This is a genomic window from Actinoplanes sp. OR16 (assembly GCF_004001265.1).
Classification (GTDB): domain Bacteria; phylum Actinomycetota; class Actinomycetes; order Mycobacteriales; family Micromonosporaceae; genus Actinoplanes.
This window is the reverse complement of the sequence record NZ_AP019371.1, coordinates 6,616,434-6,643,292: the sequence shown is the minus strand read 5'-3', so window position 1 is coordinate 6,643,292 and position 26,859 is coordinate 6,616,434. Positions and strand designations below refer to the sequence as shown.

The 26,859-nt window shown below is 73.9% G+C and carries 20 protein-coding genes; all 20 read left to right on the top strand.

The window, feature by feature from the left end:
* Positions 1 to 17 precede the first annotated feature (17 nt).
* The 20 genes from EP757_RS30360 to EP757_RS30265 are packed head-to-tail and all read left to right on the top strand — an operon-like array spanning position 18 to position 26,859.
* Positions 18 to 2,306, top strand: coding sequence for a phage tail sheath C-terminal domain-containing protein (locus tag EP757_RS30360; RefSeq protein WP_127551819.1), 2,289 nt, complete (start codon positions 18 to 20; stop codon positions 2,304 to 2,306).
* A gap of 13 nt (positions 2,307 to 2,319) precedes the next feature.
* Positions 2,320 to 2,775: a phage tail protein gene (locus EP757_RS30355; protein ID WP_127551817.1), complete on the top strand. Its 456-nt coding sequence runs from the start codon at positions 2,320 to 2,322 to the stop codon at positions 2,773 to 2,775.
* A gap of 12 nt (positions 2,776 to 2,787) precedes the next feature.
* The gene (locus tag EP757_RS30350; RefSeq protein ID WP_127551815.1) at positions 2,788 to 4,335 is read left to right on the top strand and encodes a phage tail sheath subtilisin-like domain-containing protein; all 1,548 of its coding nucleotides are present in this window, start codon (positions 2,788 to 2,790) and stop codon (positions 4,333 to 4,335) included.
* Positions 4,332 to 4,829, top strand: coding sequence for a phage tail protein (locus tag EP757_RS30345; RefSeq protein WP_127551813.1), 498 nt, complete (start codon positions 4,332 to 4,334; stop codon positions 4,827 to 4,829). The genes EP757_RS30350 and EP757_RS30345 overlap by 4 nt, the downstream gene beginning before the upstream one ends.
* An 11-nt stretch (positions 4,830 to 4,840) precedes the next feature.
* Positions 4,841 to 5,026 (top strand): putative phage tail protein, encoded by a 186-nt coding sequence (locus tag EP757_RS30340; RefSeq protein ID WP_127551811.1) that lies wholly within the window; start codon positions 4,841 to 4,843, stop codon positions 5,024 to 5,026.
* Positions 5,023 to 5,691: a LysM peptidoglycan-binding domain-containing protein gene (locus EP757_RS30335; RefSeq protein ID WP_127551809.1), complete on the top strand. Its 669-nt coding sequence runs from the start codon at positions 5,023 to 5,025 to the stop codon at positions 5,689 to 5,691. Before EP757_RS30340 ends, EP757_RS30335 begins: the two co-directional genes overlap by 4 nt.
* A gap of 5 nt (positions 5,692 to 5,696) precedes the next feature.
* Complete coding sequence (locus EP757_RS30330; protein WP_127551807.1) at positions 5,697 to 6,917, top strand: phage late control D family protein; 1,221 nt, start codon at positions 5,697 to 5,699, stop codon at positions 6,915 to 6,917.
* Complete coding sequence (locus EP757_RS30325; protein WP_127551805.1) at positions 6,914 to 7,636, top strand: phage baseplate assembly protein V; 723 nt, start codon at positions 6,914 to 6,916, stop codon at positions 7,634 to 7,636. Before EP757_RS30330 ends, EP757_RS30325 begins: the two co-directional genes overlap by 4 nt.
* Positions 7,633 to 8,031, top strand: coding sequence for a GPW/gp25 family protein (locus EP757_RS30320; RefSeq protein WP_127551804.1), 399 nt, complete (start codon positions 7,633 to 7,635; stop codon positions 8,029 to 8,031). Before EP757_RS30325 ends, EP757_RS30320 begins: the two co-directional genes overlap by 4 nt.
* Positions 8,028 to 10,007: a baseplate J/gp47 family protein gene (locus EP757_RS30315; protein WP_127551802.1), complete on the top strand. Its 1,980-nt coding sequence runs from the start codon at positions 8,028 to 8,030 to the stop codon at positions 10,005 to 10,007. The genes EP757_RS30320 and EP757_RS30315 overlap by 4 nt, the downstream gene beginning before the upstream one ends.
* A gap of 43 nt (positions 10,008 to 10,050) precedes the next feature.
* Positions 10,051 to 12,051, top strand: a complete 2,001-nt coding sequence (locus tag EP757_RS30310) for a putative baseplate assembly protein (protein ID WP_127551800.1) — start codon at positions 10,051 to 10,053, stop codon at positions 12,049 to 12,051.
* A complete protein-coding gene (locus EP757_RS30305; protein WP_127551798.1) occupies positions 12,048 to 13,985 on the top strand; it encodes a phage tail protein in 1,938 nt (645 codons plus the stop codon). Before EP757_RS30310 ends, EP757_RS30305 begins: the two co-directional genes overlap by 4 nt.
* A 17-nt stretch (positions 13,986 to 14,002) precedes the next feature.
* The gene (locus tag EP757_RS30300; RefSeq protein WP_174262460.1) at positions 14,003 to 15,241 is read left to right on the top strand and encodes a hypothetical protein; all 1,239 of its coding nucleotides are present in this window, start codon (positions 14,003 to 14,005) and stop codon (positions 15,239 to 15,241) included.
* Positions 15,238 to 16,929 (top strand): hypothetical protein, encoded by a 1,692-nt coding sequence (locus EP757_RS30295; protein ID WP_127551796.1) that lies wholly within the window; start codon positions 15,238 to 15,240, stop codon positions 16,927 to 16,929. Before EP757_RS30300 ends, EP757_RS30295 begins: the two co-directional genes overlap by 4 nt.
* Complete coding sequence (locus EP757_RS30290; RefSeq protein ID WP_127551794.1) at positions 16,926 to 18,062, top strand: hypothetical protein; 1,137 nt, start codon at positions 16,926 to 16,928, stop codon at positions 18,060 to 18,062. Before EP757_RS30295 ends, EP757_RS30290 begins: the two co-directional genes overlap by 4 nt.
* 5 nt (positions 18,063 to 18,067) lie before the next feature.
* Positions 18,068 to 18,589 (top strand): hypothetical protein, encoded by a 522-nt coding sequence (locus tag EP757_RS30285; protein ID WP_127551792.1) that lies wholly within the window; start codon positions 18,068 to 18,070, stop codon positions 18,587 to 18,589.
* The gene (locus EP757_RS30280) at positions 18,586 to 20,577 is read left to right on the top strand and encodes a hypothetical protein (protein ID WP_127551790.1); all 1,992 of its coding nucleotides are present in this window, start codon (positions 18,586 to 18,588) and stop codon (positions 20,575 to 20,577) included. Before EP757_RS30285 ends, EP757_RS30280 begins: the two co-directional genes overlap by 4 nt.
* Before the next feature lie 2 nt (positions 20,578 to 20,579).
* Entirely contained in the window at positions 20,580 to 22,655 is a 2,076-nt protein-coding gene (locus EP757_RS30275) for an ATP-binding protein (RefSeq protein ID WP_127551788.1), read from the top strand.
* Between the two features lie 3 nt (positions 22,656 to 22,658).
* Positions 22,659 to 26,237: a hypothetical protein gene (locus EP757_RS30270; RefSeq protein ID WP_160165922.1), complete on the top strand. Its 3,579-nt coding sequence runs from the start codon at positions 22,659 to 22,661 to the stop codon at positions 26,235 to 26,237.
* The gene (locus tag EP757_RS30265; RefSeq protein ID WP_127551784.1) at positions 26,218 to 26,859 is read left to right on the top strand and encodes an SMI1/KNR4 family protein; all 642 of its coding nucleotides are present in this window, start codon (positions 26,218 to 26,220) and stop codon (positions 26,857 to 26,859) included. The genes EP757_RS30270 and EP757_RS30265 overlap by 20 nt, the downstream gene beginning before the upstream one ends.

The window sequence follows — 26,859 nt, the reverse complement described above, 5'->3', positions numbered from 1 at the left end:
CGCCAAGGAGCAGCGGCATGCCCGAGTACCTGAGTCCCGGTGTGTTCATCGAGGAGATCGACGCCGGCCCGCGGCCGATCGCGGGCGTGAGCACCAGCACCGCCGGCATGGTGGGCGTGACCCGCCGCGGGCCGGAGGACGGCAAACCACGCCTGGTCACCAGCTATCTCGAGTTCCAGCGCACTTTCGGCGGCCTGCTTCCCGAGCCGTCGGCGACGACCGCCGCCAGGCTGGGCGACGCCGAGGAGGGCGGCAAGTGGTGGGCCTTCCCGCTCGCCGTGCGCGGCTTCTTCGAGAACGGCGGCCAGCGCCTCTACGTCAAGCGGGTGGTCAGCGCGGAGGGCACGCGCGCGACCGTGAAGACGGGCCGGGGCCTGCGCAGCGAGATCACCCAGGACGCCGCTCCGGACGCCGCCACGATCGAGGTCCGCCATCTGCTCGGCTTCACCGGCATCGGGCAGACGGTGGCGATCCGCCGCGGCGACACGGATGCGGAGCTCGTCGCGGAGGCCACCGTGCAGTCCTACGAGCAGGGCGCGCGGACCAGGGTCACCCTCGCCGCCGCGGTCGGTACCGGGCTGAGCGCCGCGCGCGGGGACTACATCGTGCCGGCGAGCCCGGTGGCGGCGGCGGACACGGTGACGTTCGCGGCGAGCAGCCGGGGCGGCTGGGGTCAGCGGGTCCAGGTGCTCGTCCGCCCGGTGGCCGGCGAGCAGCTGCCGCTGCTGCCGGACTCGGCTGCCGGCGACTTCTTCGTCACCCGGCTGACGAAGGACGTCACCGCCGCCGCGCACGACGTGTTCGTGCCGAAGGCGGACGTCGCCGGAGTCGGCGCGCAGGAGGACTTCTGGGTGCTGATCAGGGGCGACGTCTTCCAGGCCCGGAAGGACGCGGAGTCCGGCGACGACGTCAAGCTGACGATCACCGACCTGCCCGCCGATCCGCGGTGGAAGGCGGACGACCCGGTCCGCCGGGTCCGCTTCGCCAACGAGCCGGGCGCGACGGCGCTGCGGGTGGGCGGGGCGGGCCGCCTCTACCCAGACGCGCTGCTGCAGTTCGACGACGGCGAGAAGCTGCTGATCCGGCGGGTCACGCAGATCGACGGCGACGTCGTCACGGTGGACGCGCCGCTGGCCGCGCGCTACTTCGACAACCAGCGTGTCTACCTGGTCGAGGCCGAGGCGGCGGCCCGCTTCACCGACGAGGACGGCGACGTCACCGACGAGACCTTCGCCAATCTGCACTGGAACGCCACCGAGGCCGTCGGCCTGGTACGCACCGTCGCCGGCCGCTCCGAACTGGTCACCGCCTCGGTCACGGCCGGCACCACGCTCGCCGGCGGCAGTGATGACGCCGGTTTCTGGTTCGCCGGGGGCGACGCCGGCTGGACGTCGCTCGGTGCGGACGGCCTGGACGGGTTCGACGAGCTGAAGGTCAGCGACTTCGTCGGCGGCGAGGACCCGGAGACCGGCCTCACTACCGGCATCGCCGCTCTGGAGAGCATCGATGAGATCGCCATCTGCGCCGTACCGGGAATCTGGTCGGGAACCGTGCAGCAGAGCCTCATCGGGCAGTGCGAGGACCTGAAGGACCGGTTCGCCGTGCTGGACCCGCGCGACGGCCTCACCGTCGACGGCATCCGCGACTTCCGCGCGCCCTACGACACCAAGTACGCCGCCATGTACTACCCGTGGGTGGTCGTCAACCACCCGATCACCGGGCTGCCCTACACGGTGCCGCCCGCCGGGCACATCGCCGGCGTCTACGCGCGCACCGACGTGGAGCGTGGCGTCCACAAGGCCCCCGCCAACGCCATCGTGCGCGGGATCAACCTGCGCGACGGCCTGGCCACCGATCTGACCCGGCGGCACCAGGACATGCTCAACCCGAAGGGGATCAACGCGCTGCGCTTCTTCCCCGGGATGGGCAACCGGGTGTGGGGCGCCCGGACCCTGTCCTCGGACAGCGCCTGGCGCTACGTCAACGTCCGGCGCCTGTTCATCTTCCTCGAGGAGTCGATCGAGGAAGGCACCCAGTGGGTGGTGTTCGAGCCGAACGCCGAGCCGCTCTGGGCGCTCGTCAAGCAGACCGTGGAGAACTTCCTGGACACCGTGTGGCGCAGCGGCGCGCTCGCCGGCACCACCCCGGACGAGGCGTACTTCGTGGCCTGCGACCGCACCACCATGACCGAATCCGATCAGCAGAACGGCCGCCTGGTCTGCGTCATCGGGGTGGCGCCGGTGTTCCCGGCCGAGTTCGTCATCTTCCGGATCCAGCAGAAGACCCGCGAGACCCAGCCCGCGTGAGAGGGGAGCGACGATGCCGCCCACATTCCGTGCCGATCCGTACGCCGCCTACAACTTCCAGGTCATCGTGACGAACGTCAGCGACGACGGCACCGCCGTCGGCGGCGCCTTCACCGAGGTGTCCGGGATCGAACTGGAGATCACGCCGATCGAGTACCGGACCGGCGCCGAGGACATCACCGTCCGCAAGGTGCCCGGCCTGAAGAAGTACACCAATCTCAGCTTCAAGCGCGGCATCACCGGCGACGTCGCGTTCTGGAACTGGATCGTCGAGGCGCTCAACGGCAAGGTCCGGCGCACCGCCGGGTCGGTGATCCTGCTCGACGAGAACCGCCAGGAGGTCATGCGCTGGAACTTCGACCGGGCCTGGCCGACGAAGTACACCGGGCCCTCGCTCGGCGCCGGGAAGAACGAGATCGCGATGGAGACTCTCGTCCTGGCCGTCGAGCGCCTGGCGATCGCGGTCTAGGCGGCGCCGGGCATGAACCTCGACCTGCTTCCCGGCCTGCGGGTGACCGTGGTGCCACCGGAGCCCGGACCCGACCCGGCCCGCACCGACGTGGCCGTGCTGCTGGGCGGGTTCGCGCGCGGGCCGGTCGGCGTACCGGTGCGGGTGAGCGGGTGGACCGAGGCGCAGCAGGTCTTCGGGCCGGCCGGCGGCCCGTGGCACACGCCGTACGCGGTCCGGGGGTTCTTCGCCAACGGGGGCCGCACCGCGTGGCTGATCCGGGTCGGCGGCGACGGTGCGCGAACCGCCGGGGCCCGGTGGACACCGGGCCGCACCGGGTTCGGCCACACCGCGTACCTGATCAGCGCGACCAGTGAGGGTGCCTGGGCCAACCGGACCCGTGTCTCGATCACGTTCCGGGCCAGCAGCGTCGCCGGGCCGCCGGTGGTCGGCTTCCGCGTCGTCACCCCGGGCGAACCGGTCGAGACGTTCCCGAACCTGCCGACCGGCGAGATCGTGGACCGGCTCGCCGCGTCCCGGCTGATCCGGGTCACCCCGGCGCCGGACGCCGGTGCGCCGCCGGACGGGCCGCGCGGGCCGCTCAGCAGCACGTGGCAGGTCGTGCTCGGCGACACCGAGGCCACCGCCGGCGCCGATCCGGTGGTGACCGCGGCCGGCTACACCGCGGCGATCGGCAAGCAGGCCGAACTGAGCGAGCCGGCGCTGGTCGCGCTGCCCGACCTCGGCCGCGACCTGGACGACAGCACCGGGACGGCGCTGGTACGCACCCTGCTCGCCGAGATCGCCCCGCTGCGCGACCGGCTCGCGGTGCTCGACGTCGCCGCCACCGGGGCCGATCAGGCACGCGACTGGGCGCTCGGATTCGCCGGCGGCGAGGACCCGGAACTGCTGCGCGCGGCCGCCGTCTATCACCCGGCCGTGCGGGTGCCCGACCCCGCGGACCCGGCCGGCGTGCTGCGCACCGTCCCGTGCGCGGGCCACGTGGCCGGCCTCATCGCCCGCCTCGACATCGAGCGGGGCCCGCACCACACCCCGGCCAACGCCGCGCTGCTCGACGTGGCGGACCTGGAGACGCTGTACCCCGTCGAGCAGGAGGCCGTGCTCGCGGCGACCGGGGTGAACCTGCTCCGGGCCCCGGCCGGGCGCGGGCCGCTGGTCTGGGGCGGGCGTACCCTGCTCACCGCACGGCCCCCGCTGCCCGGCGAGCCACCCACCGGCGGCCGGTTCGTCGCCCACCGGCGGCTGCTGCATCTCCTCGTCCGCTCGATCCGCCGGGTCGCCGAGCCGCTGGTCTTCGAGGTCGCCGGGCCGGAGCTGCGGTTCACGCTGGTCCGCGGGATCACCTCGGTGCTGCTCGCCGCGTACCGGTCGGGGACGCTGGCCGGGGAGCGGCCCGAGGACGCGTTCGCCGTCGTCTGCGACGACCGCAACAACCCGGCGGGCGCCGACCCGGCCGTCGTGGTCTGCGACGTCACCGTTCAGCCTGCCCGTCCCATGGAGGTCATCGACCTGCGCCTGGTGCTGGGCCAGGACCGCCCGCTGGAGGTGATCGAGGCGTGAGCCAGCCCGACCCGCTCGCCAAGCACCGGTTCCTGGTGACCCTCGACCCGGGCGACGCCTATCTGCCACCGGCCCAGGCGCTGATGCTGCCGCTGCTCGCGGCCGGGGCGTTCCAGGAGGTCACCGGGCTCGGCGGCCAGCTCGAGGTCGTCTCGTACGCCGAGGGCGGCCACAACGACACCGTGCACCAGCTGCCGCTGCGCTACAGCTGGAACCGCCTCACCCTCAAGCGCGGCGTGACCCGCGGGCCGGGCCTGTGGGCCTGGTACGTGGCCGGGCTGGGCGACTCGCTCGGCGCCCGCCGCGACGGCGCCGTGGTGCTGCTCGGCGCGGACGGGACACCCGCGGCCGCCTGGTCGTTCCACGGCGGGCTGGCCGCCAAGTGGACCGGCCCCGACCTGCACGCCGAGCAGAGCGCGGTGGCGGTCGAACAACTCGAGATCGCCCATGAAGGGCTGAGCCAGACCGGCGCCGACGCGGTGCTGCGGTCCTGAAGGGAGCTGACATGGCCTCGGTGACGATTCGCCACCTCGAAGTGCACTTCCAGGTGGAGGGTGACGACGACGCGGTCTTCGCCCGGCTGTTCGAACGGCACATCAACGCGTGGAGCCGCGCGTACGCCCGGGAGTGCGAGCGCCAGGCCCGCACCGAGGCCGAGCGCTCCATCGGCGACCGGCAGGCCGGACGATGACCGCGCCGGTGGTGGCGGCCGGGCAGGCGCTCGCCCGTGCCCACCTGGAGATCGTGCGGCCGCGCTCGGCCGACGCCGTCGCGAACCTGATCCCGCTGAAGTTCAACCCCACCGACTTCAAGATCAGCAAGTCCAACACGTTCGCCGAGATCGGCATCCCCGGGCTGGAGACACCGCCGATCCAGTACGTCCGGGGCGGCAGCGAGACACTCACCTGCGAGGCGCTGGTCGACACCACCGACACCCTGCTGGACGTCCGGGTCGTCTTCGTCAGCCGGCTGCGGGCGCTGATGACGCCGGACAGCCGCGAGCACGCCCCGCCGATCGTCCGGTTCGTCTGGGGCCCGACCGTCTTCACCGGCGTCCTGGAGAAGCTGGACATCACCTACCAGCTGTTCACCTCGGCCGGGGTGCCGCTGCGGGCCAGACTGGACCTCGGGCTCAAGGAGTACCGCGAGGTCTCGCGCCAGGTGAAGGATCCGCCGCGGTCTTCGCCGACCGAGGTCAAGACCTATCTGGTACGCCGCGGCGACACCCTTCCCGGCATCGCCGGCGCGCTCTACCGTGACCCCGGCGCGTGGCGGGTCCTGGCCGCGGCGAACGGCATCGACGACCCCGGCGACCTGCGGCCCGGCCGGCTGCTGACCGTTCCCCGGCTGCGGTGAGCGCGATGCCGAGCCGACGCGAGGTCGCCCCCGCCGACCGGTACGCCCCGGCCTTCACGGTCGTCATCGACGACGTCGAGTGGGACCCGGCGACCAAGGGCGACGTCATCGACGTCAAGGTGCGCCGCGAGCTGGAGGAGATGTCCGGCTTCGACCTCACCCTGAACAACTGGGACGACCGCAAGCTCACCTTCAAGCACAGCGACACGTTCCCGATCGGCGGCCCGGTGCGGATCAGCCTGGGCTACGCCGAGACCGAGCTCGCCGTGTTCAGCGGCATGGTCAACACGATCAGCCCGGCGTTCCCGGACGGCGCCTCCCCCACCATCGCGGTCAGCGGCGTCGACGTCATGAACAAGCTCAAGGACAGCAAGCCGGCCGAGTCCGATCCGCGGATCTACCGGAACATGGCCGACTGGCAGATCGCCGAGAAGATCGCACGCCTGCACGACCTGGACTTCGCGGCCACCCGGGAGGGCCCGGTGCACGAGCGGATCGTGCAGAAGAACCAGGACGACGCGGCCTTCCTGCAGGAGCGGGCCAAGCGCATCGACCTCAACTGCTACGTCATGCCGGCCAGCGAGCGCGGCGCGAAGGACGTGCTGCACTTCGACCGGCCCGCCGACGGCCGCGACTCCGCCTCGGTGCGGGTCTTCCAGTTCGGGTACGGGCCGGGGCTGTCGGCCGGCGCCCAACGCGAGCGCGGCCGGGTCCTGCCGCCACCGCCCGGGACCGCGGCCCAGCCCGCCGGCATGGTGCCCAACCTCGTCACCTTCACACCCACGATCACGCTGTCGAAACAGGTCGGCAAGCTCACCGTGCGCGGCTGGGACCCCCGAACCAAGAAGGCCATCGCCTACACCGCCGACGCGAACGACCTGCCCGCGGGGCTGGACGGCAAGGCCGGCGAGAGCGGCCCGGGCAGCGCCGGCGCGAGCCTGGAGGGCCGTCAGGACATGGTGATCGACGCGCCGGTGGCCACCGACGAGGAGGCCAAGCGGCTCGCCATCAGCCTGCTGCGCGAGCGCGCCTACGAGTTCATCACCGCGACCGGCCGGGTCCCGGGCCTGCCCGAACTCCTCCCCGGCGACAACGTGGAGATCTTCGGGGTCGGCGCGCGTTTCTCCGGTTCCTATTTCGTACGGAAGGTGGAGCACTCCTTGAGCAGCAGCGGCTTCTTCACCGAGTTCGCCGGGCGCCGCGTCTGGTCGGGTGATCGCCCGTGAGCGCGACACCCCGGTCCCGCAGCACCGACCAGCGCTACTACGGCGTGGCGTCGGCCATCGTCGAGGTGGCCGAGGGCGACGACGAGTGCCGGGTCAAGGTGAGCCTGCCCTGGTTCGACCCCGGCACGGTCTCCGACTGGGTGCCGGTCGTGCAGCCGTACGCGGGCGGCGGCTACGGCTTCTGCTTCGTACCGGAGAAGGGCGACGAGGTGCTGGTCGCCTTCGTGCACGGCGACATGCGCTTCCCGATCGTGATCGGCGGCCTCTACAACGGCGTCGACAAACCGCCGGCGGCCCGCAAGGACGGCCGGGACCAGAAGCTGATCCACACCAGGCACGGCCACCAGATCCTGATGGACGACGAGCAGAGCCAGGCCGCCGTACGGATCACCTCCGCGGCCGGGCACGTCGTCGAACTCGACGACCAGGGCAAGGCGATCCGGGTCACCGCGGCCGCCGGCGCGCAGGTGTCGGTGACCGCCGACGGGCAGATCACGCTCGAGTCGAAGGCCGGCGTCACCCTCAAGGCGCCCACGGTCTCCCTGGACGCGGCGAGCGTGTCGATCGGCACCGGCGCCGCCCATCCGGTGCTGTTCGGCGACACGCTGGTCGGCCTCTTCAACGCGCACGTGCACGGCTCCGCCGCGGGTCCGACCACGACGCCCGCCGTGCCGCTGCTCTCCCCCGCCGTCAACTCACCGGGGGTGAAGACGGCATGAGCGACGACTTCACCGGCACCGGCTGGTCGTTCCCGATCCTGCCCGACGAGGCGGGCCGGCTGCCGTACGTCTCCGGCGGGGACAGCATCCGCGCCTGCCTCAAGGCGCTGCTGCTGACCGCCAAGGGTGAGCGGGTGATGCGACCCGACCTGGGTACCCGCGCGCCGGAGCTGCTGTTCGCCCCGGACAGCGCCCGCAACCTGCGCGACCTCGAGGACTCGATCCGCGAGGCGATCCTCGACTTCGAACCGCGCGTCGAACTCGACGAGGTGAGCGCCGAGCCGGTCGGGGCGAGCCGGGTCGACGTGCGGATCGAGTACCGGATCCGGCACACCGACACCAAGGCCAACCTGGTCTTCCCGTTCTACGTGGACGCCGCCGGGACGCTGCCGTGACGCTGCCACCGCTGGTCCTCGACGACCTCACCTGGGAGACACTCACCGACGCGGCCCGCCGGCGGATCCCCGCCGCCTCCGACGGCCGGTGGACGCTGCACGCTCCGGTGGATCCCGGGATCACCCTGCTGGAGCTGCTCGCCTACCTGCTGGAGCAGCGCCTCTACCGGCTCGACCGGACACCCGACGACCTGGTGCGGGCCGTCCTGGAGCTACTCGGCGTCACCGGGCCGCGCCCGGCCCGGCCGGCCGCCACCGTGCTGCGGCTGTCCGCCGACGGCGTCGTCGTCGTGCCGGCCGGTGCCGTGGTGTCCCGCGACCCCGTCCAGCAGGTCACCTTCGCCCTCGACGACGCGGTGACCGTGCTGCCGCTCTCCGGGGAGGCGCCGCGGCTTCTGGTGGACGGCCGCGACCACAGCACCGACCTGCGTGAAGGTCGTGGCGTGCCGCTCTCCGCCGACTTCCAGCTGTCGTTCACCCGGACCGGCGAGCCGGCGGCACCCGAGGCGGGCACCACGTTGTCGCTGCTGCTCGACCTCGACGCGCCGGACGCGAGCCCACCGTCCTGGCATCCGGACGCGGTGGCGGACGTCCCGCCGCCTGCCGTGCTCACGTGGCATTGGTTCGACCCCGGCCGGGACGGCGAACGGCCGGTCGGCGGCGTCGTCGACGGCACCGCCGGGCTGCGCCGCTCCGGCGTGGTCGAGCTCCCCCTGCCGGCCGCCTGGTGCGCCGACGGCGCAGGACCACAACCCGCGGCGTACGGCCTCCGCGTCCGTGCCGAGGACTTCACCTGGTCGCAGCCGCCGATCCTGCGCCAGGCCGTGCCCGACGTGGCCGTGGCACGCCACGCGGAACAGCGCCGGGTGACCGACGCCGACCTGGGCCGGCAGCTGGAGTCCTGGCGGCGGCTGCCCGGCCGGCGGATCGTGCTGCCGGACGCGGCGCGGCGCCTGCTCCCCGGCCCCCGGTTGCGGATCCGCCGCGGCGGTTCCGCGCAGGACTGGCGCGAGGTCGCCACCCTGGCGTTCAGCGGCCCCGGCGACCGGGTCTTCACCGTCGACCGGGAGGCCGGCGCGCTCTGCTTCGGCGACGGCCTGACCGGAGCGATCCCGGTGCCGGACGCCGCTTCCAAGGACCCGGTCGTCCGTGTCGAATACCGGCTGGGCGGCGGCGAGGCGGGCAACGGGGGTCCCGGCGGCGGCTGGCTGCTCGCCGAGCAGCCCGACCCGAATACGTTCGTGGACGCCACCGCCGTCACCGCCGCCGAAGGCGGCCGCGAACCGGAGACCGTGCAGGAGGCCCGCACCCGCGCCACCGACGACCTCGCCACCGGGCACCGCGCCGTGACCGCCGAGGACTACGCCGCGCTGGCCCGCGCGACGCCCGGCGTGGCGGTGGCCCGGGCTCACGTGGCGGTCGGCGCCGACCCCGGGTACCCGTGCTCCGACGTGCCGGGCGCGGTCACCGTCCGGGTGCTGCCCGAGGTCGTGCGCGACGACCGGATCCTGGCCGACCCCGCGGTGCCCGCCGCCGTCCGGCCCGACCCGGGACTGCTCACCGCGGTCCGCGCCCACCTGGCCGGCGCCCGGCTGCTCGGCGCCGAGGTGTACGTGGACGGCCCGCGCTACCGGACCGTGCGCCTGCGGGCCGAGCTGGGCGGCCGGCCCGCCGACCCGGCCCGGGTACGCGCCGCGCTGCGGCTCGCCCTGCGCCGTTACCTGGATCCGGTCGTCGGCGGCGACCGGGGGGACGGCTGGCCGTTCGGCGATCCGCTGCGGCCGACGGCACTGATGCGGATCGCGCAGCAGGCGGTGGCCGATGCGGCCGACGTGGTCGCGGTCGCCGTCGGGCTGGACGGCGCCGAGCCCACCGCCGACTGCGGCGACACCCCGCTGCGCGACGACGAGCTGCCCGCGCTGGCGAGCACCACGCTGACCGTCCGCCCGCCCGGCCGTCCGGGAGGTGCGCGATGAGCGACGCCGCCTGGTGGGGCCGGGAGAGAACCGGAGGTGCGCGATGAGCGACGCCGCGTGGTGGGGCAGGGAGACGACCGCTCGGACCCCGGAGCCCGGTGACCGCCGGCCGGAGCTGGTCGACGCGCGGACCGCGGCGATCCGGGACCGGATCCGGTCCCGGGTGCCGGCCTACACGCCGGACTGGACCAGCACCGATCCGGCCGACCCGGGCGGCGCGCTGATCCGGCTCTTCGCCCTGCAGGCCGAGCCGGTGCTGCGGCGCCTCAACCGGCTGCCCGAGAAGCTGCTCACCGAGACCCTGCGGATCGCCGGCACCGCCGCCCGCGGGCCGTCTCCGGCCGCGGCCGTCCTCCAGTTCACCGTGACCCCGCCGGACGGGGCCTCGGTGCTCGTCCCGGCGGGCTTCCAGGCCGGCGCCTCCCCGGCGACCGGCGACGGCCGGCAGGTCGTCTTCGAGACCGAGCGGGACCTGTGGGCCAGCCCGGCCACCCTGGCCACGGTGCTGAGCGGCAGCGCCGGCCGGCTCGACCCGGTGCGTCCCGACCGGACGTTCGCGCCGTTCGGTCCCCGGCCGCAACCCGGGGACGTGCTGTGGCTGGGGCTGGCCGGGCCGCGCGCGCCGTACCCGATGCTCACCGTGGAGGCGGTCGTCGAACCGGCCGGCGACCCCGAACCGGTCGCGGCCGGCCCCGGCGCCGCGCCACCCGGCCTGACACCGCTGCTGACCTGGTCGGTGCTCGACGGCAACCGGTTCCGGCCGGTGGAGGTGGCCCGGGACGGCACCTCCGCGTTCCGTGTCACGGGCACGATCGACCTGCGGCTGCCCGAGACGTGGGGCCCGGGCCGGCCGGCGTCCGCCCGGCCGCTGCCCGAGCTGCTGTGGCTGCGGGTGGTGCTGACGTACGGCGCGTACCGGCGCGCCCCGGCGCTGGCGTCGCTGCGGCTCAACGCGGTCGCCGCCGCGGCGGTGCAGACCGTACGCGACGAGGTGCTGCTCCCGTCCGGCGGCGGCCCGGCCGACGGGCGCACCCGGTTGCTGCTCAGCGCCACCCCGATCGTGCCCGGCAGCGTCCGGATCGAGGTCGACGACGACCTGGCCGGGGAGTCGGCGAGCGCGCAGTGGCAGGAGGTGAGCAGCCTGTCCGGGCGGGCCGGCGACGAACGTGTCTTCACCGTCGACCCGGCCTCCGGCGAGGTCACCTTCGGCGACGGCCGGCAGGGCGCCCGGGTGCCGCCCGGCTTCCGCAACGTGCGGGCCACCCGCTACCTGGTCGGCGGCGGCCGGGCCGGCGCCGTGGCCGCGGGAGCGATCAGCGCCACGGTCACCTCGCTGCCGTTCGTCACCGGCGTCACCAATCCCCTGCCGGCGACCGGCGGGACCGACGCCGAGCCGGTCGCGCGGACCCTGCGCACCGGCCCGGCACGGCTGCGGGCCGGTGGCCGGGCGGTCACCGCGGACGACTACAGCCAGCTCGCCACCGGTTCCCCGGGCGTGCTGGTGGCCCGCGCGCACGGCGTGGCCGGTCTCGACCCGGCGCGCCCGGGGGTGCGTACCCCCGGGGTGGTCGCGGTCTTCGTGGTCCCGGTGCGGCCGGAGGACGGCACGCCGCCGGTGCCGGCGAGCGCCGACCTGGACGCCGTCGCCCGGCACCTCACCGCGGCGGTCGCGCCCGCCGGTGTCCGGGTGGTCGCCGCCGCGCCCCGCTACCAGCAGGTGCGCGTCGAGGCCCGGATCGCCACCGATCCCGGCTTGAACCGGGCCGAGGTCTTCCAGGCCGCGGGCGAGGACCTGCTCACCTACCTGCACCCCGTTCGCGGCGGCGCGGACGGCGACGGCTGGCCGCTCGGCGCGGCGCTGTCCTATGTGGCGCTGATCCGGCGGCTGCTCGCGGTCCGCGGCGTCACGGCGGTGCCGCTGCTGCGCCTGAGCGTGGACGGCCGCGAGGCCCCGCTCTGCGCCGACGCGCCGCTGCGACCCGACGGGCTGCCCTGGACCGAGCGGCCGGTGCTCATCCCCGCGCCCGGCGGGAGGCGGCCATGACGTTCCGCCTGCTGGACGCGTACGTCGGCTGGGATCCGTCCGGCGAGCCCACGCTGGCCGGGCTGGACGACCCGGCCGGGGTGCGGCTGCCACGCCTCGGCCCGGCGCCGGACGGGCCGGGACGCGACGAGGTGCTGCCCTGGTTCCCCGACCGCCGGCTGGCACCGGCCGGCCGCGCCGCCTGGTACCTGCTCACGGGCGACGCCGTGCGGCGGCGCGACGGCTGCTCCGCCGGGTTCGCGCCGGTCCGGTCCTGCGGCCCGCAGCTGCGGGAACCCGTCGCGGTGGCGGCCTGCGGGCACTGGCTGGCCGTGGCCGGGGCGACCGGACTGCTGATCTGGTGGCGCGAGGGTGACCAGGTCACCGGGGTCGCCCCCGGCGTACGGGCGGCCCGCCTCGCGGTGGCGGCCGACGGGACGGTGCTGGCCGCGGACGCCACGGGAACGGTGCTGCACGCGTACGCCGCCGACGGCCGGCCGCGCTATGCCTGGGAGACCGGACTGGACGGCCGGATGGAAGGGATCCGGTTCGGCCGGCAGGGCCGGGTCTGGCTGCTCACCGCGGAGACGGCCGGCGGCCGGGAGAGCGTACGGCTGTGGTCGGCGCAGCGGATCGGGTCCCCGCCGGGCGAGGCCGCTCTCGCCGATCTGGCCGCCGAGCTGCCGCCGAGCACCCTCGCCGCGGTCACCGGCGACGGCTTCTGCCTGAACCGGCCGGAGACCGTCGACACCGACGCGGGTACCGACTGCTTCGACTGGCGGGGCGAACCGGCGACCGCGGCGCAGTCCCCCGCCGCCGCGGACCTCGCCGTCGAGGGCGAGCTGAACACCGTCGCACTCGACAGCGGCATCCCCCGCTGCCGGTGGCACCGGGTCCGCGTCGACGCGGACGTGCCCGACGGCGCCACCGCCGAGGTCTCGGTCGCCGCCACCGAGGATCCCGGCGACGCCGGCCTGCCGCACGAGTCCGACTGGCAGCTCCTGCCCGCCGGCGCCACCGACGCGCTCGTCGACCAGCCGCCGGGCCGCTACCTCTACCTGCGCCTGCGGCTCACCTCGGACGGGCGGGCCACCCCGCTCGTGCGGCGGATCCGGCTCGACTTCCCGCGGGCGACCAGCGCCGACCTGCTGCCGGCGGCGTTCCGCGAGGACCCGGCGGCCGACGACTTCGCCGAGCGATTCCTGTCGCTGTTCGACGCCACGGTCGGCGACGCCGACCGGATCATCGAGCGCTATCCGGCCCTGCTCGACGGCCGGGGCGTACCCGGTGAGGTGCTGCCCTGGCTGGGCGGGTTGCTGGGGCTGGCCTTCGAGGCGGGCTGGAGCGAGGGCGTACGCCGGGAGCTGATCGCCGCCGCGCCCGAGCTCTACCGGCGGCGGGGCACCCCGGCCGGGGTCAGCCAGGCGGTCCGGATCGTCTTCGGCGCCGACCCGGTCATCCACGAGCTCGGCGCCGCACGGGCGTGGATGCGGCTGGGAACCGGCGGCCGGCTCGGCGTGACGCACCTGTTCGGCCGGTCACGGGCCCGGATGCGGGTCGGGTCGGCGCTGGCCGGGGCGCCGCTCGCCAGCCAGGGCGATCCGTACGGCGATCCGCTGGCCGAGCACGCGTACCGGCTGCGGGTCCAGTTGCCGCCGACGCCCGGGCGCCGGCCGGACCTGGACGCGCTGGCCCGGCTGGTGCGGTCCCAGGCGCCGGCACACACCGTCGCCGAGGTGCACGGCGGCGGTCTCGGGTGGGTGGTGGGCGCCCGCTCGGTGGTCGGGGTGGACACGGCGCTGGTGCCGCTGCCCCCGGCCGTGCTCGGCTCGGCGGCCGCCGAGCCGCTGAGGCTCAACCGGCAGAGCGTGCTCGGACCGGCACGGCGTGGGCCGCACCGGGGCATCGCCGTGGGCGAGCGGGCCACGGTCGGCACGACGACGGTCGTGTGGTGACGACAAAGGGGATGGACATGACGACCACCGATGGCATCGACTTCGACGCGGCCGCACCGCGGCGCCTGCGCTACTTCCACGGCCGGGCGCTGAACGCCCCCGACCTGACCGGTGAGCAGGAGTACCTGCAGGACAAGCTGCGCCGGCAGGTGCGGTGCCTGCTCGGGTACGGCGTGGCGCACGGGCTGTTCGTGCGCGGCGCCCCGCACGACTCCGGCTCCGCCGACGTCCCCGCCGAGACCCAGGACAAGGATCATCGGTACGGTCCGCCGCGCGCCACCGTGCAGGTCACCGCCGGCCTCGGCGTCGACGCCCTGGGCAACCAGATCGTGGTGCCGGGCGACTGCGAGGTGGACCTGTGGCAGCGGCTTCCCGCCGCGGACCAGAACACCGAGGATCCGCCGAAGGTCGTGTGGCTCGGCGTCGCCTACCACGAGCGGGACGAGTCGCCGACCCGCTCGGTCTTCGTCTCCGACTGCGGCGCCACCTCCGACTGCGAGTTCGGCTGGACCCGGGAGACGTACCGGATCGTCGTCACCGCGAAGCCGCCCGAGGACGACGAGCGCTGCGACACCTGCGAGCCGCTTCCCGGCGGGCACCACCCCGTTCTCTGGCTCGCCCGCCTGGAGCCGGACTGGCACGGGCCGGTCCGGCGGGAAGGGATCCACATGAACATCCGCAGGCTGTTCGGGCTGAGGGTCCCGACCGTCATCACCGGCGTCAGCTGGCAGCACGGCAAGGCGTACACCGTCGACGAGGCGAAGCGGCTGCTCGGCACCAACGACCGCGCCGGCGGCCTGCGCATCGAGTTCTCGGCCGGCGTGCACGCCGACGGCCTGCAGCCCGGCGTGCTGGAGGTGCAGGTCATCGAGGGCGGGCCGGGCCGCAGCGGTGGCAGCTGGTTCATGGGCGGCGAGTTCACCCGGAAGTACACGCCCGGCGGGGAGCCGGCGCAGGACCGGTACACGAAGGACCTGACCTGGCGGCAGACCACCCGCGAGTCGCTGCAGGTGGCCGATCAGGTCTGCGTCCGGCTGAAGACCGCGTTCCTGCTGGACAAGTGCTGCCGGCCGGTCGAGGGCACCAACGCCGGCGGCCGGGTGCCGAAGATCGACGGTCCCCGGCCGGAGTACGACCACTGCCGCCGCCCGCCGTCCGGCATCGGCCCGTGGACCTCCGGGGGCGGTGGTGGGGACGTGTTCGAGAGCTGGTTCTTCATCGCCGACGACCACGGCTCCGGGGACGAGCGGTCATGAGCGCCGTGACAGCCACCGGATGCACCTGCGGCGGCGCGTGCGCGGGCGCCGGGACAGCGGCCTCCAGCGGCGCCCTGCAGCGGCCGCTCTTCTTCGCCGGCCAGCTCCTCACCGAAGACGATCTTCAAGCGCTGACCTCGTACGTCGCGGCGAAGGGGCGGCTGCACAACCGCATGCTGTCCGGCGCGGGCGTGGTCTGCGGCCTCGACGTCGTCTGTGACCCGTGCGGGAACGGCGGCATCGGGGTGCGGCCCGGGTACGCGCTGGACTGCTGCGGCCACGACATCGTGGTGGAGTCCGCGGCCCGTCTCGACGTCGCCGCGCTGCTGCGCGACCTGCGGCACCGGTCCCTCGGCGTGGACTGCGGCGACCCGTGCGCCACCCCGGGAGCGGACCCCGACGACCGCGACTACGGGCTGTACGTGCGGTACGCCGAGGTCCGGGCCGAGCCGGTGGCGGCGTACCCGACCGGCGACACCTGCGGCGGGGAGTGCCAGCCGTCGCGCGTCCGTGAGACGTACACGTACCTGCTCAAGTCGATCGACGACCACGACCACACGACCGACCCGGCCGCGCGGCTGGAACGGTCCCTGGGTGACGGCGAGCGGTTCCGGGAGATCCGCGGGCGCGCGTACCGGCTGGATCTCTTCCGGCCCGTGCTGCGCCGAGCCGCCGCCGGCGGCCCCGTCGAGTTCCGGGAGGAGCATCTGGTGCGCTTCCGGGCTGCCCTCCCCGCGGTGCAGGACCTGCTGAAGAAGATCGGCGATCAGACGCCGGCGCCCGCCGACGCGCGCTCGCTGGCCGAGCACGTCCGGTCGCTCGCCTCGGTGGTCGCCCGCTTCGACCTGACCGACGCCGACACCCGGGGCACGTTCACAGAGGTGGCGGACGCCCTGGAGACGACCAGGCCGCTCTTCGCCGGCGCGGCGGAGATCCTCCGGCCGCTGGTCGAGCCCGGCGAGCACGTCTGGGACGATCCCGGCCTGCGCGCCACCGTCCGGGCCGTGGCCGAGGAGGCGGTGGCCCGCTGCGGCACCCCGCCCGCGGGCGCGGACCAGGAGCGCCGGATGCTGGCCGCCGGCCTGCCACTGACCGCGGAGGTACGCGCGGACCTGCGCCGGCTGCGGGAGTGGCTGCTCGTACGCCTGGAGAACGTGCCCGACCGCAGCGACTGCGCCCTCCCCGCGGAGGTGACGCCGCCCGTCCCGGACCCGGCGTCGGGGACCGGATCGGCCACCCCGGAGGAGGTGACGGTCCTCGCCGCCGCGGCCGACCGGCTGATCGGTGCCCTGCGCCGGCTGCTCACCGACTTCGCGTGCCGCAGCCTGCTCCCGGCCTGCCACGACTGCCCGGACGCCGACGTGCTGCTCGCCAAGGTCACCCTGCGCGACTGCGCGGTCCTGCGGGTCTGCACGACAGTCCGGCCCCAGGTGCACGCCGGCCCGGCCTGGAGCCCGGCCCTGCACCGGGCCCGCGAGCTGGCGGCGAAGATCTGCTGCCCGCCCGAGGCGCCGGCCCGGGACGAGCTGCCCGACCCGGCACCGGGGCTCGCCTACGTCGAGGGCCTGCTCGACGAGCCGGTCCACGCCGGCGACCTCGACGAGCTGCTGCGGCTGATCCGCGAGCCGCAGCGCGACGAGCTGGCCGAGTTGCGCGAGCGGATCGCGAAGCTGGAGGCGGGACGGTGACCTCCGTGCTGCGGCCCACGTTCACCGAGGGCCAGATCCTGGCCGCCGCCGACCTGGAGGCCGCCGTCACGCACGCCCGCGCCCACGCCGCACGGCACGACCGCTACCTGCACCGGTGGGGCATCGCCGAGGGCCTGACGCTCGTCACCGAGCCGGCCCAGGATCCCGGCGGCGAGGAGTACGTCCAGGTGACGCTGCGGGCCGGGGTGGCGATCGACGGCACCGGGCGGGAGATCGTCGTACCGGAGCCGGTGGTCCTGTCCGAGACCGCTTTCACCGACGTCAACGGCGGTGACGAGGATGCCACCGAGCTGGATCCGTACCCCGTCTTCGTGAAAGGTCTCGATGAGGAGCAGGTGCCGTTCTCGCTCACCGCCGACCGGTGCGGCGCCGGGCAGCCGCCCACCCGGTTCGACGAGACGCACGTCATCGTCTTCGGCAAGCTCGGCGAGCAACTGATCACGTTCGACCCGGTGGCGATCGGCGACGGGCCCAAGGACGACGGCAGGTGGCCGATCCTGGTCGGCTACGTGCATTGGAACGGCCGGCACTTCGTCGGCGTCAGTGAGAAGGACGAGCAGGAGATCGGGCCGCCGCGGGCCGGGGTGCGGGCCGCCGAGGTGATCGCTCCGGCCGGCGGGCTGCTGCTGCGCACGAGGCCGCCCGGCGAGGCGGGCTCGGTGCTGCGCATCGACGACGAGGACGGCTTCGTCTTCGGCACCGTCAGCGCCGGGGACAGCGTGACCGAGCTGGCCAGCGTGTCGCCGAAGGGCACGCTGACCGTCCGGGGCGCGATCGCCGAGGCGCCCCGCGGCGGTGACGTCGTGGTCTCCTCCGGCACGATCGGCAACGGCTGCCTGCTGCCCCTGCCGTCCGGCGTGGACCCGGGCAAGGTGACGGAAGGCAGCGTCAAGCTGCACATCTGGCTCCGGCCGCACCTGCCGGACACACCGCCGCCGCTGACCCCCGTCGTGATCGACACCCCGGTGGTCTGCGCTGTCGACAGCGAGCGCCGGGTGACGTGCCTGGTCCGCCGGGTCACCTTCGCCGATGACGAGCCGACGCAGGAGGACGTGCCGGTTCCGGCCGACTTCCTGATGGTCGCGGTGGCCGCCACCGAGAAGCGGAGCTGAGGGCGATGGCTGTCGCGGTGGTGCACACGACACGGACCGGCCACGTCCTCGCCGCCTTCGAGGCCGTCGGGCGGGAAGGGCCGCCGCCGACGGTCGCGGAGCTGGTCGGTACCGGGCTGCCGCTCACCCTGGGCGCCGGCGGCTCGCTGGTGGTGACCGCCGAGCAGCTGGCCACGGCCGAGGCCGAACGGGTGCCCGGGCTGCTCGACCAGCCGCTGACCTTCGGCGTCGGGACCGGGCGCACGCCGATGCCGCTCAGCCCCTGGATCAGCGACGAGCCGGTGAGGCTGACGAAGGACGGCGTCCACCTGATGCTCGACCGGACGTCGGTGGGGCAGCCCACCAAGGTCCTGGTGGTCCTGACCGGGCCGGGCCTGACGCCTGAGGTGACGCTGCTCGGCCAGGTGTTCACCGGCCGCAAGGCGACCACCATCGGCCTCGCCTTGGCCGAGGAGGGCCGCTACACGGTGCTGACCCTGGCCGAGGGCTGGCACGGCCGTCTCGAGACGCTGGGCGTGACGAAGTGACCGAGCCGTCGGTGGTCGTCGAGCGCTGCGTGGTCCGCGTGCTGCGCCGGGGCGGCTGGAGCTGGGGCCCGCACCCCCGCGACCTGCCGCCCGGCCTGGCAGAGCTGCTCGCCGGCCTGATCGCCACGCGGTTCCGGGCGGAGCTCGCGGCGGATACCGACGTGGAGATCACCGAGCCGGTGCGGATCGCGGTCCGGCTTCCCCTGCGTGCTCTGTACGCCGCGCCGCGCGACCGGCTGCCGACGCCCCCGTCAGCAGAGGCCGCCGGCCTGGACGCCGGCATGCCGGAGTCGTTCACCGTGGCGCCGGAGCCCACCGGCGTGGCCGCGGCCTGTTCCGCGCGGCTGCCGGGCCGCCGGTCCTCGATCGGCCGCCCCTCCGCTGTCGCGGCCGATCGTCTCCGGCCGGACCCGGACCTGACGGCCGGCGAGCGGCAGCCGCCGCTCCCGTACGTCTCCGCCGCTCTTCCCGCCGTGGCCCTGGCCCGGCTGCTCGCCGCCGTACGTGCCGGTGGCGCTCTCGACGACCTGCTCCGAGCACTTCCGGCTGAGACGCTGGATCGTTACGCCGCCATGCTCACGCCGCCGCCCGACGCGCAGCACCGGTCCGGCTCCGCGCACCTGGCGGAATCCACGCCGGATGTTCCCGTCAGGCACGAGCATCACCTCCCGGACCCCGCCGTGCCGGAGCCCGCCCGCTCCGGCCCGCTGCGCCCGGCCGACGCCGCTGACCGGTCCGCCGCCCCGGAGACCCCGCGTCTGCGGCTGGCGGCCGCCGCCCAGATCGCCGCCACCGCCGGCGACGACGACCGGGCTCTGGCCGCCGCGCTGACCGAGCGGTTCGGACCGCCTGCCGAGCCCTCACCTGCTTCGACGTCCGCCTTCACGTCCCGGGTCACGTCCGCGATCGCCACGCCGCGTCCGGCCGGTCCGCTCGAGGTCCGCTCGGCGCTGCCCTTCCTGGTGGCCGCCGCCCTGCATCGGATCGGGGTCCTCGAGCAGATCGGCGCCGCCCTGGCCGGGGCCGGCCTGGCCGCCGACGCTCCGCTGTTCGCCACCGCCCTCGCCTACCAGACCCTCGGCCCCCTCGAACGCGGCTGGCGCCGCCACCCCACGGACCAGCAGGACGCGGCCGTCTTCGCCGGCCGTCTCCCGGCCGTCGCCGAACCGGGCCCGCACGCCGCCGGTGGTAATCCCGGCCTGGTCACCGCCGGCGGTGAACCGGACCTGGTCGCCTTCGCCCGCCGCGCCCGCTCGGCACTGCCGCTGGCCGACGCCCTGCTCGGGCTCGCCGTCGCCGGAGGCCACCAGCCCGGCCGCCCCCTCGTGGCGGCCCGCACCGCCGACGAGCACGGCGGCGGTCTGCTGCTGGCCGAGGCCGACGGCGCCTTCCCGATCGCCTGGACCGACTCCCCCGCCGGCCTGCTCCCCGGCTGGCGCGCGGCCGGGCAGCCGTTCGTTCTCCTGGCCGGCCCGTCGATCGGCGCTGCCACGATCCGCGCGCTGACCGCCGCGGGCGTACCCCTGCTCGCCGCCTTCCCCCCGACCCGCGACGAGCGCTGGCGCCGCCTGCCGGGCCGCCGCCGCCTCTGGACCACCGCAGCCGCCCGCCACGCCGACGCTGCGCCTGCGCGGCTGGATCCGGACGCGATCGCCGAGACGATGAGCCGGCAGACCGCCGACGCCGCCTCCCGCTCGGCGGTGCCACTCGACGGCGGGCGGGATCTGCTGCGCACCGTCACGCTCGCCGCCGGCATCGGCCTGGCCACCATCGCCTGGCAGCTCTGGGGCGCGAACGAGCCCACCGACGCGCCACTGACCGTCGAACGCTTCGGTGACCTCAGCGCCGTCGTCACCTCCACCCCGGACGCGGTGCACGTCCGGTTGCCCCTCGGCCGGCGTCACGCCGACCTGGACCACAGCGGCATGCTCGCCGACGTCCCCGCCTTCTGGCTGGACGGCCGCACGCTGCTGTTCAGCGGAGGGTAGCCATGCCCGAGCCGACCGACCTCGCCCTGGCCCACCTGCGCCTGCGCCTGCGGCCGCTGCATCAGGCCCTGCGCGCCGCGGCCGACCGGCGCGCCGCCCTGGCCGCCCGGCTGACCCGTCCCGACCTGACACCGTTCTGCGTCACCGACGACCAGGTCGGTCTCCTGCTCGACCAGGTCGACGCGCCGGATCACGCCGTCACGCCGCCCGGCCCGGAGCACTCCGGCGAGGAACAGGCGCTGCGGCGGTCGGCCTCGGCCGCGGGTCGCCCGCTCCCGCTGGACACGCTGACGGCCCGGCTGCGACTTCCGGCCGCCGATCAGGACGTGCTTCTGCTGGTCGCCGCACCAGATCTTCATCCGGCGTACGAGCGGATCTACGCCTACATCGTCGACGACCTCAACCGCCGGGCAGCCACCGCGGAACTGCTCGGCGAGGTCGTCGGCCCGGCGGTGACCCCGGCGCTCGCCGCATGGGGGCCGCTGCGCCGTTATGGTCTGCTGCGCGTGGTGCCCGGCGAGACGTCGTGGCAGGTCCGCGAGTACCGGCTCGGCGACGGTGTCCTCGAACTGCTGCGCGGCGAACCCGGGGACCTCGGACTGGTCGCCTGCGATCCGGGCGAGGTGCCGGCGCCGCCGGGCTGGAGTGCGCCGCCACACCTGGATCCGGCCGTGCCCGGGAGGCTCGGCGCGGCCGTCCGGAGTGGACGCATCGACATGATCGGCATGTGGGGCGCCGCGGCTGCCGGTCGTGACGCCGCACTGGCCGTCGCCGCCGCTGCCGGCCGGCCGCTGCGAACCCTGCCGATTCACGAGGCGCCGGACGGCATCGGCGCCGCCGCCCGGATCGCCGCCGGGCTGAACGCGCTGGTCTGGCTGCCCACCGAGGACCTCTGCGACGGGAGCGCCGCCGCGGTCGTGGACCTGGTCGCCCGGACGCGCATCCCGGTCATCCTCACCGGCGTCACACCGTGGCGCCCGGTGTCCCTGCTGGCCTGCCGCTCCTACGCCGAGGTCACGCTGCCCGCCCCCGATCACCGGCAGCGCCGTGCCGCCTGGTCCGCCGCGCTGCCACAGCTCGCCGACGACCTGCTCACCGACCTGGCGGTGCGCTACCGGATGGGCGGTGACGAGCTGCGCGCCGTGGCCGCGGTCGCCGAGGCGGGAGCCCGGTACGCGGGCAACGGACGGCCGGACCCGGTCGAGGACCATCTGCCGCAGGCCGTCGCGGCCGTGACCCGCGGGCACACGTCGGCGTACGCGAGGGCGGTCGCTTCCCGTCGTACGATGAAAGATCTGATCTTGGCTCCGGAGCAGGAGAACAGGGTACGGGAGATCGCCGCGGCGTTCCGGGCCTGGCCGCGAGTGGCGGAGGCGTGGGGTTTCCGGCGGCGGACGGGCGACGCGGGCGTCAAGGCGCTGTTCACCGGCGAGCCCGGCACCGGCAAGACGCTGACCGCCGAGATCCTGGCCGGGACGCTCGGGCTCGACCTGCTCACCGTCGACCTCTCCCAGCTGGTGTCCAAATGGGTCGGTGAGACCGAGAAGAACCTGGAGCAGGTGTTCCGCCAGGCCGAGGAGAGCCAGGCGGTGATGTTCTTCGACGAGGCCGACTCACTGTTCGGCAAGCGCGGCGACGTACGGCACGGCACCGACCGGTACGCCAACCTCGAAGTCGGCTACCTGCTGCAGCGTCTCGAGGCGAGCGACGCCCTGATCATCCTGGCCAGCAACCTGTCGGAGAACATCGACGTCGCGTTCACCCGGCGCTTCCACTTCGTCGTCAACTTCGTCCGTCCCGGCCACGCCGAACGGCTGCGGCTGTGGCGGGCCGCGTTCCCGCCCGAGGCGCCGGTCGACCCGGACGTCGACGCCGGCACGCTCGCCCGCCTCGACATGACCGGGGCCGCCATCGCCTCGGCGGCCCGCAACGCCGCGCTGATCGCCGCGGACTCCGGCCGGGACATCGCGATGCGGGACGTGGTCGCCGGGGTGGCGCGGCAGTACCAGCGGGAGGCGCGGCTGCTGCGACCGGCCGACCTGGGCGTGCACGCGAGCCTGCTGACCGGACAGGGCTGAACCATGCCGCCACCGGCGAAGACGCGGATGCCCCGGCCCCGGCCGTCCGGAACCGGCCCGGAACGCCGGCCGGCCCCGGCGCGGACGCCCGCACCCGCCGGTCCGACCACCGCCGGTTCGGCCGCCTCCGGGCCGGTCGCCGCACGCCCGCTCGCAGGGAACGCCGCCGTCGCGTCGATGCTGCAGGCGCTGCCGCCGGGGGCGCCGGTCGCCGAGGCTGGCCGACGACTTGCGGGCGGGCCGCCGGTGGCCCGGCCCCCTGCTGCGGCCAGGCCGACGCCGGGCACCTCGACCCGGGAAACGTCTTCGCCGGATGCCTCGACGCTGGGTGCCTCGGCCGGTCCTGCCGCCACGGCTGTCTCCGTGCGCCCCGCCACGGCCGGCCCAGCAGCTGCCACGGCCGCCGCCGCACAGGCAGCCCCCACTGCGGCAGCAAAGGCCGCAACCGCCGCCACCGCCGCGCAGGCCACGGCCGCCCCCGCCGCCGCGCAGGCCGCAACCGCCCCCGCCGCCGACGCCGCCGCCCCGGCCGGTAGGCGGGCCGGGGCCGGCGCGGACCCGAAGTTCCAGGCGCTCGCCACGGACGTACGGCAGAAGAAACGCCGGATGGCCTCGAGTCACCCGCCCGCCCGGGCCGAGGCGGCGGCGGCCGGCGCGGCGGCGAAGCAGCCCGCCGACCACCGGGTCGCGGAGGGTAAGGCCGCCCAGGCCGACAACATGGATGCGGCGAAGCCCCGCGAGTTCGATCGCAACGCCTTCGTCCAGGCCGTCGAGAAGGCCATCGCCGCTCGTGCACCGCAGAACCTGGAGCAGGCCGACGAGTTCGCCGAGTCCGGCAAGGCCGCCGAGGTCAAGGGTGAGGTGCAGGGTCAGGTCGAGGCCGGCAAGGCCACCTCGGCCGGCGAGATCGCGGCCACCACCGCCGCCGGGCCGGACACCTCGGGAGTGGTGGACAAGCAGGTCGTACCCCTGGAATCGGACCGGCCGCCCGGCCCGCCCGGACGCCCCGACCCGCGCCTGGCCGTGCCCGACCCGGCGCCGGCCGCCGCGACCGACTTCTCCGCCGGGCCGCGCCGGATCGACCAGCAGATGGCCGACGCGCAGGTCACCGAGCCGCAGCTGGCGACGTCGAACGAGCCGCAGTTCACCGGAGCGCTCGACCAGCGCAAGACGGCCGGGACGCACTCGGCGGAGGCCCCGGGCAGGGTACGGGCCGACGAGCGCGCCACTCTGGCCGAGGGCAAGGCCGCCGCGGGCCGGGAAGGCGCCGAGGGCATGGCCGCGATCGCCGCCGACCGGCGCGCCGCGGGTCAGCAGGTCGCCGCCGGCAAGGGTAAGGCGCAGAGCTCCGACGAGCAGAAGCAGGCAGCCGTCACCGCGCTGCTGCAACGGGTCTTCGACGCCACGAAGAAGGACGTCGAGGACATCCTCACCGGCCTGGACCACAAGGTGGACAGCCAGTTCACCGAGAAGGAGAAGGCGGCCCGCGACGCGTTCACCGCCGAGCACCGGCGCGAGATGGACGCGTACAAGGATCGCCGGTACAGCGGGGGCCTCGGCTGGTACCGCTGGGGGCGCGACAAGCTGCTGGGCCTGCCCAAGGAAGCCGACGACATCTTCGTCCGGGCCCGCGCCGGCTACGTACGGGCGATGCGCGGCGTCATCGAGTCGATCGCCGACCTCATCGCCGCCGAGCTGGCCCGCGCCAAGCAGCGCATCGCCCAGGGCCGCACCGAGCTGCAGGCGGCCATCGACAAGCTGCCCGCCGATCAGAAGGCGATCGCCCGGGAGGCCGCCGCCGAGTTCACCGGCCGTTTCGACGACCTGGCCCAGTCCGTCGACGACAAGGGCACCGAACTGGTCGACACCCTGGCGACGAAGTACAGCGACGCGCTCAAGGCCGTCGACGACGAGATCGCTGCCGAGAAGGAGAAGAACAAGGGCCTGGTCGCCAAGGCGATCGACGCGGTCAAGGGCGTCATCAAGACCATCCTGGAGCTGAAGGACCTGCTGCTGGGCGTGCTGGCCAAGGCGGCACAGGCGGTCATGCTGATCCTGAAGGACCCGATCGGCTTCCTGCGCAACCTGGTGTCCGCGGTCGGCGCCGGGCTGAAGGGCTTCCTCGGCAACATCTGGAAGCACCTGCTCGACGGCATGCTCACCTGGCTGCTCGGCGCGGCGGCTCAGGCCGGCCTGCAGATCCCGCAGAAGCTGGACGCCAAGAGCCTGCTGCTCATGATGGCGAGCCTGCTGGGCCTCACGATCCAGGCCATCCGCGGCCGCATCGTCAAGAAGCTGCCGAAGCCGATGCAGCAGGCGATCGGCTACATCGAGACGGCGGTGCCGATCCTGGCCCGGATCGCCCGCGAAGGCGTCGTCGCGGTCTGGGACGACATCAAGACCCGGGTCGGCGACCTGAAGAAGAACCTCTTCGAGAACATCGCCACGTTCCTGGTGCCGGAAGTCCTCAAGGCCGGCATCATGTGGATCATTTCGCTGCTCAACCCGGCCTCGGCCTTCATCCGCGCCTGCAAGCTGATCATCGACATCGTCCGTTTCATCGTCGAGCGCGGCAAGCAGATCATCGAGTTCGTCAACGCGGTCCTGGACGCGGTGATCGCCATCGCCCGAGGCGGCTCGGGCGGCGTCCCGGCTCTGATCGAGAAGGCCCTCGCCCGCTCGATCCCGGTCCTGATCGGCGTCCTGGCCGCGATCCTGGGCCTGGGCGGGATCCCCGCCCGGGTGAAGGGCTTCTTCACCAAGCTCGCGGGCACGGTGGGCCGAGCCCTCGACTGGGTCATCGACAAGATCGTCACCCTGATCAAAAAGGCCTGGACGAAGATCAAGGCGATGTTCTCCAAAGGACGGAAAGGCAAGAAGGCTCACGCGGAAGAACCGGACAAGTCCGCGAAGATCGCCGCAGGGCTGGCGCAGATGCGTCGAGAGCAGCGCAAGCGTCTCAAGCAGGGAAAACTCACCCGGCAAGCGGCCGATCAGGTGGCCGGCATCGTCAAGCGGTCGCATCCAGTCTTCAAATCATTCGGTGTCGTCGATGGAGGGAAGAATTGGGATTATCGTTACTCTGCTTCGCCCGAGGAGAAGGCCGAAGGCGCGGACAAGGCCACGGAATTGACGGCTGAAGAGGCGCACAACCAAGTGATGAGCGAGGCTGGCGACCGACGCCGGTACCTGGAGGGTCATGGTTCGCACGCACAGGTAGAGGCTACTGCTGCCCAGACTTTCAGCAACGATGTGCGCAACGCCGTGGACGCCGTGGGCTACGCCGACGACGGCGGTGATCACTCGGATAGGAGCATTACAGTTCCCGGCACCGGGATCCGTCAAAAGGGCACCGATTCGGAGATCGCCGGCAAAGACAATTGGGTTCCCGACCATCAGCCACCGGTGAGCGTCGTTCGAGCCGGAGCTGAAGGGGGCTTCCGATTCTACCCGCATTCTGCGACCTCGCGCGGTAAGCAAGCAGGCACCGTGACCACGTGGTACGTGAAGCCAATGAAGAAGCTGAGGAACCTTACCGACAAGTGGGCGGAGGGTGTGAAGAGTGCCTGGTTCTGGAAGTGATCTCGGAGATTCGATCGGCCGACTGTCAGAGATTCTTCAACAAAGCCCATTCGGCGCCGATCCGTTCACACGGCCGGGCTGTTCACCAGAGGCAATCGCCGAACTCGAAAGCACCGTCGGCATAGAACTTCCGGCTGACTACCGGAATCTGCTACGCACTATCGACGGCCAAGATCCGAACATCGACTTGGGCCTTCCACCAGAACGGTCCCGGCTGCTCAGTGCCCGCGAGGTCGGACTGCGTTGGCGCGAATTGCTCGAATATCACGATCAGGAAGATCCGGCCGAGGCCCTCCAAGCCAACGGAGTCCGAGAGATCCCGTTCCACCCCCGGCGGATCCCGATCATGGAGGACCGATCGGCCGGTGTCTTCCTCTTTCTCGACTTCCTGCCCGGCGAGGGCGGGCGTGACGGCCAGATCATTACGAACGCGACGGAGTCAGACATGCTCCTCGTGGTTGAGAACGTCACCGAGCTCATTGATTCGTACATCCGGATACTGACGGAGGGCGAAGCCCGAGTCGAAGTCGCTCCGGACGATTATGGAGGCGGCTTCTGGGTAACCAGTCATGGTCAATTAGTCGACGTTGACAGATTTCTCGGCTTGATCCAACCCAGATGA